Consider the following 12,916-nt stretch of genomic DNA (forward strand, 5'->3'; position numbering starts at 1 on the left):
CTCGTGACGCCAATTCGCGCCTGGCTCAGCGTCAATGAGATGCAGTACCGTAACCGAACAGTGATTACCTCCCTTTGTTGCGGCATCCGGCGATGACCGAACGGGTCGCAGTGGTCGGCGGCGGCATCCTCGGTGTCGCGGTGGCCCGCGAGATCGTGCGGCGTCGTCCCGGCACCGATGTCACGCTTTTCGAGAAGGAAGACCGTCTCGCGTCGCACCAGACCGGCCGAAACAGCGGGGTGGTGCACGCGGGTCTGTACTACCAACCCGGTTCGCAGAAGGCCGTGCTCTGTCGTCGCGGGGTGAGCCTGCTCGAAGAGTTCTGCGCCGAGCGCGGGATCCGCCGGATCGCGTGCGGCAAGGTTCTGGTCGCGCTCACCGACGAGGAGAAGGACAGGCTCGCCGACATCGAACGGCGGGCGTCGGCGAACGGTGTCCCCGGAGTGCGGATCATCGGACCTGAGGAACTGCTTGAGCTTGAACCCAATGTGCGTGGCATCGCCGCGCTGCACTCCCCGTCGACCTCGATCGTCGACTATGCGGAGGTGACCAGGGAGCTTGCCGCCGACGCTACGACGGCCGGTGCGAAAGTCCTTCTCGGACACGAGGTGACGGGCCTACGGGTGGGCGACTCCTACGTGGTGGTCAGCACCCGTACGGAGGGAATCGGTGACCAGGCCCGGTTCGATCGGGCCGTCGTGTGCGGTGGCCTGCAGAGCGACCGGCTCGCCGAAATGGCCGGTGACGGCCCGAATCCGCTGATCATGCCGTTCCGGGGCGAGTACTACGCGCTGAAACCGCACCGGCGCGATCTCGTCAACGGTCTGGTCTATCCCGTGCCCGACCCGCGCTATCCGTTTCTGGGTGTGCACCTCACGCGGCGCGTGGACGGACAGGTGCTCATCGGACCCAACGCGGTGCTGGCGCTGGCGCGTGAGGGTTACACCTGGGGCACGGTGTCGCTGCGCGATCTGGCCGGGATCGCCTCCACGCCCGCCTTCTGGCGGTTCGCCCGGCGGCATTGGCGCACGGGTGTCCGCGAGGTGTCCGGTTCGCTGTCCAAGCGGCGATTCATCACGGCCGCCAGGGCCTACGTGCCGTCGTTGCGCGACGAGGACGTGGTGCCCGGCACCGCCGGCGTGCGGGCCCAGGCCCTCGACCCCGACGGCGGTCTGGTCGACGACTTCCGGATCAGCGTCCGCGGCCGCGTCGTGGTGCTCCGCAATGCGCCGTCACCGGCGGCGACGTCGGCGCTGGCGATCGCCGAGCAGGTCGTGGACACCTTCGAGGCGTCGACGTGACGCGTCCCTGCTGATAACGCCATCCCCGGCAAAGGCCGGGTCGTACTGTGGGGGCATGGCCATCATCGAAACGGACGCCGCGCCTCAGACCCCGTTCGACCAGGAGGTCGCCGCCACGCAGCGGTACTTCGACAGCCCGAGATTCGACGGCATCATCCGCCTCTACTCGGCCCGTCAGGTCGCCGAACAGCGCGGCACGATCCCCTCCGACTACATCGTGGCGCGCGAGGCCGCCACCGCGTTCTACGAGCGCCTGCGCGAACTGTTCGCACAGAAGAAGAGCATCACCACCTTCGGTCCGTACTCGCCGGGCCAGGCCGTGACGATGAAGCGGATGGGCATCGAGGGCATCTACCTCGGCGGCTGGGCGACCTCGGCGAAGGGGTCGACCACCGAGGACCCCGGACCCGACCTCGCCAGCTACCCGCTCAGCCAGGTGCCCGAGGAGGCGGCCGGGCTGGTCCGTGCGCTGCTCACCGCCGACCGCAACCAGCAGTACCTGCGGCTACAGATGACCAGCGAACAACTTGCGGCAGCGCCCCCTCCCGTCGACTTCCGCCCGTTCATCATCGCCGACGCCGACACCGGTCATGGCGGAGATCCGCACGTGCGGAACCTGATTCGTCGGTTTGTGGAGGCGGGGGTGCCCGGCTATCACATCGAGGACCAGCGGCCGGGCACCAAGAAGTGCGGCCATCAGGGCGGCAAGGTGCTGGTGCCCTCTGACGAGCAGATCAAACGGCTCAACACCGCCCGCTTCCAGCTCGACATCATGCGGGTGCCGGGCATCATCGTGGCCCGCACCGATGCCGAGGCGGCCAACCTGATCGACAGCCGAGCCGACGAGCGCGACCAACCGTTCCTGCTCGGCGTGACGAACCTCAAGGTGCCGTCGTACAAGTCGTGCTATCTGGCGATGATGCGGCGCTTCTACGAGGCGGGCGTCACCGAACTCAACGGCCATCTGCTCTACGCGCTGCCCGAAGGCGAGTACACCACCGCCAACGCCTGGCTCGACCACCACGGCATAAGCGAGGCGGTCGCCGAGGCCGCCTCGGAGTACCGGGACCGCCCCGACGGCGAGATCGACGCGATCTTCGACCGGGTCGAATCCAAGGCCGTCGACGCCTGGCAGCTCGACGCCGGCCTGATGACCTACGGCGAGGCGGTCGCCGAGCTGCTCGAGTTCCGCGAGAGCGAGGGTGAGCAACTCGACATGAGCGCCGCGGAGTGGCGGGCGTTCGCCGAGCGCGCCCCTCTCTACACCGCGCGCGAGAAGGCCAGGGAGATCGGGGCGGCGGTCGGTTGGGACTGCGAGCTGGCCAAGACGCCGGAGGGCTACTACCAGGTTCGCGGCGGTATCCCCTACGCGATCACGAAATCGCTTGCCGCCGCGCCGTTCGCCGACATCCTGTGGATGGAGACCAAGACCGCCGACCTCGCCGACGCTCGCGAGTTCGCCGAGGCGATTCACGCGGAGTTCCCCGAGAAGATGTTGGCCTACAACCTGTCTCCCTCGTTCAACTGGGACACGACCGGCATGACCGACGACGAGATGCGGGCCTTTCCCGAGGAACTCGGAAAGATGGGGTTCGTCTTCAACTTCATCACCTACGGCGGTCATCAGGTCGACGGTGTCGCATCCGAGGAGTTTGCCACCGCGTTGCGCCAGGACGGAATGCTCGCGCTTGCGCGGCTGCAGCGCAAGATGCGCCTGGTCGAATCGCCTTATCGCACACCGCAGACGCTCGTCGGGGGTCCGCGCAGCGATGCCGCGCTGGCCGCGTCGTCGGGCCGCCTGGCGACCACCAAGGCGATGGGTAAGGGTTCGACCCAGCATCAGCATCTCGTGCAGACCGAGGTGCCCAAGAAGCTGCTCGAAGAGTGGCTGGCGATGTGGGGTGAACACTACAAACTCGACGAGAGGCTGCGGGTGCAGCTGCGTCCGACACGGCCCGGGTCAGACGTGCTGGAACTGGGCATATTTGGTGAGCGTGACGGTGCGGACGAGAAACTCGCCAACGTGATCGTCGACCCGATCAAGGACCGGCACGGCCGCAGCATTCTGACGGTGCGCGACCAGAACACGTTCGCCGAGAAGCTGCGCCAGAAGCGGCTGATGAGCGTGGTCCACCTGTGGCTGATCCACCGGTTCAAGCCCGAGATCATGTACTACGTCACGCCGACCGAGGACAACATCTATCAGACCGAGAAGATGAAGTCGCACGGCATCTTCACCGACGTGTACCAGGAGGTCGGCGAGATCATCGTGGCCGACATCAACCAGCCTAGGATCGAGGAGCTGCTGGCCCCCGATCGCGAAGCGCTGGGCCGGCTGATCCGCAAGGAGGATTAGGGCCGCTGACCCCCGCGGGGCCGCGGACCGGCGCCTTCTCGCGCGGGCCTGCGGTGGACCTGTGCCCTCTCGCGGAGTTGGTCGGCGCAGCGCCCACCTATCAGCGAAAAAGTCGCTGGGAGCGAATTTTTCGCTGTGAGGTGGGCATCGAAAGTGGTGTTGGCAGCTGGGCGCTGGGAGCAAATGTTCGCTGTGCGGTAGGCCGCGCGAGAGTGCCTCAGGTGTTCGGCGGCGAGATGTGTACGACCTTCATCACCGTCATCTCGCCGAGCAGTTCCGGGCCGAAACCGAAGCCGTCGCCACTGGCGCGGCGCGGTTGCGACGCCCCGCCGGGCGCTCCGCCGAACACATCGTTGATCTTCACGGTGCCCACCGGTAGAGCTCGCCACGCCTCCTGAGCGTGCCCCATGTCGGCGGTCAGCACGGTCGCGGCAAGGCCGTAGCGGTCGTCGGCGGCTTCACGCAGCGCGGTGTCGAAGTCCGGGACGACGCGCACCGGGGCCACCGGACCGAAGGTCTCCTCGCAGAACACCAACATCTCCGGTGTGCAGTCGGCCAGCACGGTCGGCGGATAAAACGAACCGGGGCCCGGCCGCGGCGCACCGCCCGCCAGGACCCGTGCGCCGTTGGCCACTGCGTCGTCGACCTGGTCATGCACCACCTCGCGCTGACGTCCGTCGACCAACGGCCCGATCCGGTCCGCCCACACACGCGCTTGCGCTGCCAACTCGTCGAGGAACGCATCGGCCAGCGACTCGACCACGAAAACCCGCTCCACCGAAACGCAGATCTGCCCGGCGTTGGCGAACGCACCCAGGGCGGCCTGCTCGGCCGCCCACCGCGCGTCCACGCCCGCGTCGACGATCAACGCGTCGTTGCCGCCGTTCTCCAGCACCGTCTTGGCCCCGCGCTCCGCGCACACTCGAGCGATCGCCGTGCCGGTCGCAGTGCTGCCCACGTGCGCCACCACATTGACGTCGGCCGCCGAGGCGAGCTGGGCGCCGACCGATCCGTCGCCGTCGAGGATCTCCAGCACACCGTCGGGGAGCTGCTCGGCCAACAGTTCGGCGAACCGCCGACCCGTCGCCGGGCACCGTTCACTTGGCTTGTGCACCACCGTGTTTCCCGTGACCAGCGCCGCGCCCAGCAGGCCGGCCGCGACGGCGACCGGATCGTTCCACGGGGTGAGTACCGCAACGACGCCGCGCGGTTCGGGGACCATGAGGTCGGTCGCGGACCAGGAACCGTGCAGGCTGCGGCCGCGATGCAGCGGGCCGAGCTCGGCGTACTGCACCAGCGTGCCCGCACCCGCGTCGACTCCGCCCAACGCGTCGTCGCGCGTTTTGCCGGTCTCACGTTCGTTGAGCTCGGCCAGTTCATCGGCCGCGGCGCGGACCGCTGCGGCCGCCTTGGTCAGCGCGGCCGCGCGTTCAGCGGCGGGGGTGCGCGCCCACCCCGGCGCGGCTGCGCGGGCGCATCCCACGGCTTGGGCGCAGCTCGAGGGATCGGTGATCGGAATCCTGCTGACTTCGTCGCCGGTGCGGGGGTCCAGAACGGTCATTTCCATGGTCTGCGACACGCGAAGGGTGGTACCCGCTGCAATCGTGATCAACCGCGCCACGCGCCGCGGCTTGACGGCCCGGAGTGATCAGCCGTAGAGCTCTTCGAACTTGCGGATCGAACGTTCGATGTCGCCTTTGACCGCGCGGACCGCCGTCGCGCCGATGGGCCCGAACAGCGGCGCTCCCCCGAGATTCATGGTGAGGGTGAACGCCGAACCGGCTTCGACCTCGGCGACCGTCATCGTGAGCCCGTACCTGGTGCCGCCGACACCTTTTCCGGTGACCTCGATCAGCTTGGGCGGGTCGAATTGCTTGATGGTCCACGTGACGCGGTTGCGCAACCCCTTGGCCCCCGCGACGCCGACAATCGTGGTGCCGACCGTCAGCTCGTCGGGCAGCTCGCTGCGCCAGCCTTCGTGCATGACCATCCAGTGCCCCAACGAGTTGAGATCCGATACGTGCTCCCATGCCTCCTGCGGAGTCAACGTGAGCTGACGCGACAACTCGAGTTTGGCCATCTTCGGATCGTAGTCAGCTCAGCTCGGCGCGGGCAGACGTAACACCAACCGGGCCCCTCCAAGGGGGCTGGCCTCCATCGCGGCCGTGCCGCCGTGCAACTCGGCCTGCTGGGCGACCAGCGCCAGCCCCAGCCCCGACCCGGATCGCGCCGCCGTCGAGCCGCGGGAGAACCGCTCGAACACCGCGGCACGCTCCTCCTCGGGTATCCCCGAACCGTTGTCGTCGACGGTGATCTGCACACCTTCACCGGAAGCGATTGCACCGAGCTGGATTTCGGTGGCGTCGCCGTGCTTGATCGCGTTGGTGATCGCGTTGTCGACGACGAGCCGCAGCCCGGCAGGCAGGCCGACCATGAGCACCGTCGTCGATGACGACAGCGACACCTTCAACCCCGGATAGTTGCGCATCGCGTCGTGTGCGGCCCGGTCCAGCAGTTCGGTGATGTCGACAGGGACGAAGTCGTCGACGGTGGTCAGTTCGCCCTGTGCGAGTCGCTCCAACGCGGTCAGCGTCGCCTCGATCCGGCTCTGGGTGCGCATGACGTCAGCGATCACCTCCTGGCGCTGCTCGTCACGCATCTGAAGCGTGGAGAGCACCTCGAGGTTGGTGCGCATCGCGGTCAGAGGTGTGCGGAGTTCGTGGGAGGCGACTGCCGCGAAATCTCGTGCCGACTCCAGTGCCGCACGCGTGCGCTGCTGTTCATCCCCGATCCGGGCGAGCATGCCCTCGACGGCTTCGGCGATCTCGACGGCCTCCTGTACGCCGCGCACCTGAACCTCTTCCGGTTTGGACTGGGCGTTGATCGCGCGCGCCTGCTGGGCAAGCAAGCGGAACGGGTTGATCATGATCGACCACATCACCCAGCCGACCAGCACGGTGCCGACGATCACGCCGCCGCAGATCAGCAGCACCCGTCGGTGCAGTTCGTCGATGCGCCGTTGAGTCTCGGCGAGCGGCGCGCCGACCGCGATCAAGGCGTCGCCGGCGGTGAACGTCCGGACCCGGTATTCGACACCGTCGATGGTGGTGTCGGCGTAACCGACGTCGAACCGCGGCAACACGATGTTCTCAGGTATGGAGACCGTGATCTCGTCGACGCGGGCCGTCCGGACCAGGCCGCCGTCCGGGATGGGCGGGTTGACGTCGGCCTGTTGTGCGGTGCGCAGCAGTTCGCTGATGTCGCCGAGGCTGCTCACCGAGTCGAGGCGACGGTCCAGCTGGCTGTACTGGTCGTTGGTGACGCCGAACCACACCCACGCGCCCAGCGTGATAACCAACGCGACCACCGACAGCGCCGCGACGATCACGATGATGCGCAGCGACATCACGCGGGTCAGCAGCTGGTACAAGCGTCCACCGAGTCGCACGATCAGCAACGATAGGACGGATCAGACCCGTCGCGGCAGTTGCGCGCCGATCAATGGCGCAATCTTTTCCGCCATGTAGGTGTGACCGGCGTCGGTGGGGTGCACCCCGTCGGGACCGATCAGCTCGGGCCGGTCCACGAACCACCCGGCGGCGATCGGGTCGACGAACGTCGCGCCCGCCAGTTCGGCCTGATACTTGAGGGTGTCGCGGATGCGTACGACAGCGGTGGGGACGTCGGCCGTCGGCCACGGCGGTCCGATCACGAGGAAGAGCGCGGACGGCGCGATCCGCCGGGCCAACAGGAACGTGCCGTAGACCAGCACCGACAACTGTGTGGGGTCGACGTTCTGATCGTTGCGCGAACCGAAGAACACCACCAGCGTGTCGTCCGGCTTGACCGTCGCGGCGGTCAGATCCTCGAAGAGGCTGCCTCGGTTGCCACGGGTGCCGTAGCCGGCTCCACCTTCGGCGCCGACGACCGCTGTGGTCGACAATCCCTGCTCGGCCAGGATCTGCCAGGCCTGGGTGGTCCAGGATTTCTCGCCGAGCCCGCCTTCCGGGCCGCCGGTCGTGTACGAGTCGCCGATCACCGCGATGCGGTTGAGCGCGAAGCTGAGCACGTCGATTTCCTTGTGCTCCATCGGCTTCGGATGCTGACAACCGGTGACCACGAGAATGGCGATCGCCACCGCGACGGTCAGTGCGCTCTTCACCGCGCCGGCGTACGTCCGTGAGAACACGGGCGCGAGAAGCGTCGTCACCCGGCGCGGGCCGCCATCACCTCGGACCTCTCGCGCGGGCGCGACACGGTGTGCAACCTGCCTGTCGCATCCGGGATCGACGCGGTGGGGCCGTTCAGCATGCTGCGCATCCATTTCCGGGCGGGCTCCTCGACAAAGTGGTACAGCATGACCGCGCCGATCAGCGCGGTGCCAAGCAAGGCAACCATTATGAGCTTGCCCGTGAAGTCCGATGACAGGGTCAGCCCGAATTGCTGCACCATCCAATCCCAGGTGGTGTGCACCAACTCGTGAACCATGTAAAGGCAGAACGACACATGCCCGAGGTACACGACCGGCCCCAGCGAGAGAAGCCAGGGCAGCGATCCGGCGCCGATGGCCACGGTGAACAGCAGCGGCACAAACAGCACGTCCACCAGGCCGGCACCGTCGACGATCTTGGGCAGCGGGTGTGCGTCGAGTCGGTAGAGGATCGCGACGATTGCGGCGCCGAGGAGAAGTGCGGCGTACCCGGCGGCGCGCCGAGCCTGATCGCTGGGGTTGAGCTTGCGCACCGCCGCTGCGATCAGGGCGCCGGCGGTGAACTGCATGACGATCCGCGGCAGCCAACTCCACGGGGTGTAGAACTGCCCCGACGCCAGCAGAAGCAGGATCGGCGGCATCACGGCGACGAAGGCCAGCGCGATCAGCCCCCTCGCCCTGGTCGACCGAGCGATGCGGAAGATCACCAGGATCAGACCGCCGAACAGCAGATAGGCCAGCCACTCCGCGCTGATCGACCACGCCGGCCCGTCCCAGCTGGAGCCGTCGAAATAGGGCACGAACCACAGTTGGACCATCAGCGCCTGGCGCAGATAGTTTGTCGCCGTCAATGTCTCGGCCGCCGGTGACGGCACCCGACCGACCTGCAGGGTGAAGATGATCCACAGGGCCGCCAGATGCATCGTCACCAGGTAGACCGGCCATACGCGGGCCAGCCGCAGCCACAGGAAGCGCAGCGTGGCTCGCCACTCGAACGACGGTCCCATGCGGTCGAGATAGTTCCATGCCAGCACGAACCCGCTGAGCATGAAGAAAAGGTCCACACCTTGGGCGCCGCAGTTGAGCAGCGGGGCGAACGCCGATCGGAACCCCGGCACGGACTGCTCTAGCAGGGGCCGGAAGTGAAAGAGGACCACCCATACGGCGGCGACGATGCGCAGGCCGGAAAGGGCCTTGATTTCTCCGGTGCGCACAACACTCTCTTCGCGGAAGTCCGTAGCGTTTTTCGTTCGGGGTCTTGCCTGGTAACCACACCGGGTTGGTCCGCTCCCCTGACCACAGACCCCGGCAGCCACCGAAGGGTAGCAGCGGGGCTCACCGCGGTTCAGGCCCGAAAAGTGCGCGCAGGGCGGCGTGCGACGTTCGAAACCGTTGATAACAAGGCACTTCGACGACGACAGCAACATCGGTGAAAAGTTGTCCGACACGCCGATGAACCAACTCTGAACATACTCTTGACTGATTCCAGAAAACAGAGCATATTGGCAGCGTGTCCCCCACGCCTGACTACGCGGATCGGCTACGCGCCGCCGATCTTCGCGTGACCCGCCCGCGGCTTGCGGTGCTGGAGGCGGTCCTTGGCAACCCCCACGCCGATACGGAGTCGATCTTCGGCGCAGTGCGTCGTGCCCTCCCCGACGTCTCGCGGCAGGCCGTCTACGACGTGCTCGCCGCGCTCACCACCGCGGGGCTGGTGCGCAAGATCCAGCCTTCCGGGTCAGTCGCCCGCTACGAGTCGCGTGTCGGCGACAACCACCATCACGTCGTATGCCGGTCGTGTGGCGTCATCGCCGACATCGACTGCGCCGTCGGCGAAGCGCCCTGTCTGACGCCGTCGGACCCGAAGGGCGCGTTGGACGGCTTCGTGCTCGACGAGGCCGAGGTCATCTACTGGGGCTTGTGCCCAGAGTGCTTGGTATCGCAGGTTTCCCGATCACAACCGTGATCACAGCCCAAATAACCCACCGGAAGGAACGCTGTGTCATCTGATACGTCCGACGCTCGCCCGCCTCATGATGATTCCAAGACAGCCAGCCACAGCGAGAGCGAGAACCCGGCTATCGATTCGCCGAAGCCGAAGTCGCACGCTCCTCTGACGAACCGGGACTGGTGGCCCAACCAGGTCGACGTGTCGGTGCTGCACAAGCAGAACGAGAAGGGCAACCCGCTGGGCCAGGACTTCAACTACGCCGAGGAATTCAAAAAGCTCGACCTCGAAGCGTTCAAGGCCGACGTCCATAAGCTGATCACCACCTCGCAGGACTGGTGGCCCGCCGACTACGGCAGCTACGCCGGCTTGTTCATCCGCATGAGCTGGCACGCCGCAGGCACCTACCGCATCTTCGACGGCCGCGGCGGCGCCGGCCAGGGTGCACAGCGTTTCGCGCCGCTCAACAGCTGGCCGGACAACGCGAACCTGGACAAGGCGCGCCGTCTGCTGTGGCCGATCAAGCAGAAGTACGGCAACAAGATCTCCTGGGCCGACCTCATCGCGTACGCCGGAAACGCCGCACTCGAAGTGTCGGGCTTCAAGACCAAGGGCTTCGCGTTCGGTCGCGAGGACATCTGGGAGCCCGAGGAGATGCTGTGGGGCCAGGAGGACACCTGGCTGGGCACCGACGAGCGCTACGGCGGCACAAACGACAGCGATCGCAAGCTGGCTGAGCCATTCGGTGCGACCACCATGGGCCTGATCTACGTCAACCCGGAAGGCCCTGAGGGCAAGCCGGATCCGCTGGCGGCCGCGCACGACATCCGCGAGACGTTCGGTCGGATGGCGATGAACGACGAGGAGACCGCGGCGCTGATCGTCGGTGGCCACACTCTGGGCAAGACGCACGGCGCCGGCGACGGCGACCTGGTCGGACCCGAGCCGGAGGGCGCCCCCATCGAGCAGCAGGGCCTGGGTTGGAAATGTGCGTTCGCTTCCGGTAAAGGCAGTGACACCATCACCAGCGGCCTCGAGGTCGTCTGGACGCCGACTCCCACGGAGTGGGGCAACGGCTACCTGCAAACCCTGTACGGCTACGAGTACGAGTTGACCAAGAGTCCCGGCGGCGCTTGGCAATTCGAGGCCAAGGACGCCGAAGCGATCATTCCCGATCCGTTCGGCGGCCCGCCGCGCAAGCCGACGATGCTCGTCACCGACATCTCGATGCGGGAAGACCCGATCTACGGCGCGATCACCCGGCGTTGGCTGGAGCATCCCGAGGAGATGGACGAGGCCTTCGCCAAGGCGTGGTTCAAGTTGATGCACCGCGACATGGGCCCGGTCACCCGCTACCTCGGGCCGTGGATCCCCGAGCAGGAGATCTGGCAGGACCCGGTGCCTGCGGTAGATCACGAGCTGGTCGACGAGCAGGACATCGCCCAGCTCAAGAGCAAGCTGCTGGACTCGGGCCTGACCGTGCAACAGCTGATCAAGACAGCGTGGTCCTCGGCGTCGAGCTTCCGCGGCACCGACAAGCGCGGTGGCGCCAACGGCGCGCGGATTCGCCTCGAGCCGCAGAAGACCTGGGAGGCGAACGAACCGACCGAGTTGGCACAGGTGCTTCCGGTGCTCGAGCGCATTCAACAGGAGTTCAACAGCTCGGCGACCGGTGGCAAGAAGATCTCGCTGGCCGACATCATCGTGCTCGGCGGCTCGGCTGCGGTCGAGAAGGCCGCGCGCGACGGCGGTTTCGAGATCAACGTGCACTTCGCACCGGGTCGCACCGACGCTACGCAGGAGGACACCGACGTGGAGTCCTTCGCGGTGCTCGAACCGCGGGCGGACGGTTTCCGCAACTTCGCGCGGGCGGGTGAGAAGGCTCCCCTGGAGCAGCTCCTGGTCGAGCGGGCCTACATGCTCGACCTGACCGCACCCGAATTCGCTGTGCTGATCGGCGGTCTGCGGGTGTTGAACGTCAATCACGGCGGCAGCAAGCACGGCGTGTTCACCGACAAGCCGGGTGTGCTGAGCAACGACTTCTTCACGAACCTGCTCGACATGAGCACCGAGTGGAAGTCGGGCGCGGCGGAGAACGTCTACGAGGGTGTGGACCGCGCAACGGGACAGCTCAAGTGGACGGCCACCGTCAACGACCTGGTGTTCGGCTCGAACTCGGTGCTGCGCGGCATCGCCGAGGTCTACGCCCAGGAAGACAGCAAGGACAAATTCGTCGAGGACTTCGTCGCTGCCTGGGTCAAGGTCATGAACAACGATCGGTTCGACTTGGATTAACAACCGAGTCTGATCGTCAGTAACGACATGCGGCACCCCGCGGGCTCATCGGGCTCGCGGGGTGTCGTGCTGTCTGCGCCTTTTCTGTTGCTCTCCATCCGCGGGGAGGACGAAGCCGCCGAGGACGAATACCGGGCGATGATGCGGTTCGCCGGTCTCGACACCACCGGCATGCGACGAATCCGGTTGACGCACGAATCGCTCGGGCACATCGACCTCGACGACTGGTCCGGAATCATCCTCGGCGGCGGACCCTACAACGTCAGCGATTCCGCCGATTCGAAGTCGGCCACGCAGCGGCGGGTCGAGTCGGAGTTACTGGACCTCATCGGGCGCATCGTCGATCGCGACTTTCCGTTCCTCGGCTGCTGTTACGGCGTCGGCACGCTCGGCACCGTCATCGGGGCCACGGTGGACCGCACACATCCAGAACCGGTCGGCGGGCTCTCCGTCACCGTCACCTCCGCGGGCCGCGACGACGAACTGTTCGCCGAGGTGCCCGACGTCTTCGACGCCTACGGCGGCCATCGGGAAGGCGCGACCTCGCTACCGCCCGGGGTCGAACGCCTCGCGTCGTCACCGGACTGCCCGGTGCAGGCGTTCCGGGTGGGGCGTCACGTGTACGCCACGCAGTTCCACCCCGAACTGGACCTCAACGGTCTGATCACCCGGATCAACGTCTACAAGGATTACGGGTACTTCCCGCCGGAATCGGCCGAAGCGCTCAAATCCGCTGTCCGGCAATGGGATGTCCGTTATCCGCAGACCATCCTGCGCCAGTTCGTGGAGCGCTATTCGCGCTAACG

Annotated in this window: 10 protein-coding genes; 5 read left to right on the top strand and 5 right to left on the bottom strand. The window is 66.7% G+C overall.

Annotated features, from left to right (window positions below):
- The first annotated feature begins 92 nt into the window (after positions 1–92).
- Both lhgO and aceA read left to right on the top strand, forming a co-directional pair.
- Positions 93–1,301, top strand: coding sequence for an L-2-hydroxyglutarate oxidase (gene lhgO, locus AAHH99_RS24155; protein WP_418770977.1), 1,209 nt, complete (start codon positions 93–95; stop codon positions 1,299–1,301).
- Positions 1,302–1,356: 55 nt separating this feature from the next.
- Complete coding sequence (gene aceA, locus AAHH99_RS24160; protein ID WP_418770978.1) at positions 1,357–3,657, top strand: isocitrate lyase ICL2; 2,301 nt, start codon at positions 1,357–1,359, stop codon at positions 3,655–3,657.
- 217 nt (positions 3,658–3,874) lie between these two features.
- Here the strand turns inward: aceA and AAHH99_RS24165 are convergent, their stop codons facing one another.
- From AAHH99_RS24165 to AAHH99_RS24185, 5 genes are all read right to left on the bottom strand, one after another.
- Positions 3,875–5,218 carry an aldehyde dehydrogenase family protein gene (locus AAHH99_RS24165; protein WP_418771121.1) on the bottom strand — a complete coding sequence of 448 codons (1,344 nt, stop codon included), beginning with the start codon at positions 5,216–5,218 and terminating at the stop codon, positions 3,875–3,877.
- An 87-nt stretch (positions 5,219–5,305) separates the two neighbouring features.
- Positions 5,306–5,737 (bottom strand): SRPBCC family protein, encoded by a 432-nt coding sequence (locus AAHH99_RS24170; protein ID WP_418770979.1) that lies wholly within the window; start codon positions 5,735–5,737, stop codon positions 5,306–5,308.
- Positions 5,738–5,755: 18 nt separating this feature from the next.
- Entirely contained in the window at positions 5,756–7,063 is a 1,308-nt protein-coding gene (locus AAHH99_RS24175) for a sensor histidine kinase (RefSeq protein ID WP_418771122.1), read from the bottom strand.
- Positions 7,064–7,126: 63 nt separating this feature from the next.
- On the bottom strand, positions 7,127–7,819 hold the full coding sequence (locus AAHH99_RS24180; RefSeq protein ID WP_418771123.1) for an Rv0518 family GDSL lipase: 693 nt from the start codon (positions 7,817–7,819) through the stop codon (positions 7,127–7,129).
- 44 nt (positions 7,820–7,863) lie between these two features.
- On the bottom strand, positions 7,864–9,081 hold the full coding sequence (locus AAHH99_RS24185) for an acyltransferase family protein (protein WP_418770980.1): 1,218 nt from the start codon (positions 9,079–9,081) through the stop codon (positions 7,864–7,866).
- Positions 9,082–9,377: 296 nt separating this feature from the next.
- On the opposite strand from AAHH99_RS24185, the gene AAHH99_RS24190 reads away from it, so the two are divergent.
- The 3 genes from AAHH99_RS24190 to AAHH99_RS24200 are packed head-to-tail and all read left to right on the top strand — an operon-like array spanning position 9,378 to position 12,914.
- Positions 9,378–9,833, top strand: coding sequence for a Fur family transcriptional regulator (locus tag AAHH99_RS24190; RefSeq protein ID WP_418770981.1), 456 nt, complete (start codon positions 9,378–9,380; stop codon positions 9,831–9,833).
- Positions 9,834–9,866: 33 nt separating this feature from the next.
- Positions 9,867–12,110, top strand: a complete 2,244-nt coding sequence (gene katG / locus AAHH99_RS24195) for a catalase/peroxidase HPI (RefSeq protein WP_418770982.1) — start codon at positions 9,867–9,869, stop codon at positions 12,108–12,110.
- Positions 12,111–12,137: 27 nt separating this feature from the next.
- Positions 12,138–12,914 (top strand): glutamine amidotransferase, encoded by a 777-nt coding sequence (locus AAHH99_RS24200; protein WP_418770983.1) that lies wholly within the window; start codon positions 12,138–12,140, stop codon positions 12,912–12,914.
- The last annotated feature ends 2 nt before the right edge of the window (positions 12,915–12,916 follow it).

Origin of the sequence: Mycobacterium neumannii, assembly GCF_048452905.1 — a bacterium.
Lineage (GTDB): Bacteria > Actinomycetota > Actinomycetes > Mycobacteriales > Mycobacteriaceae > Mycobacterium > Mycobacterium neumannii_B.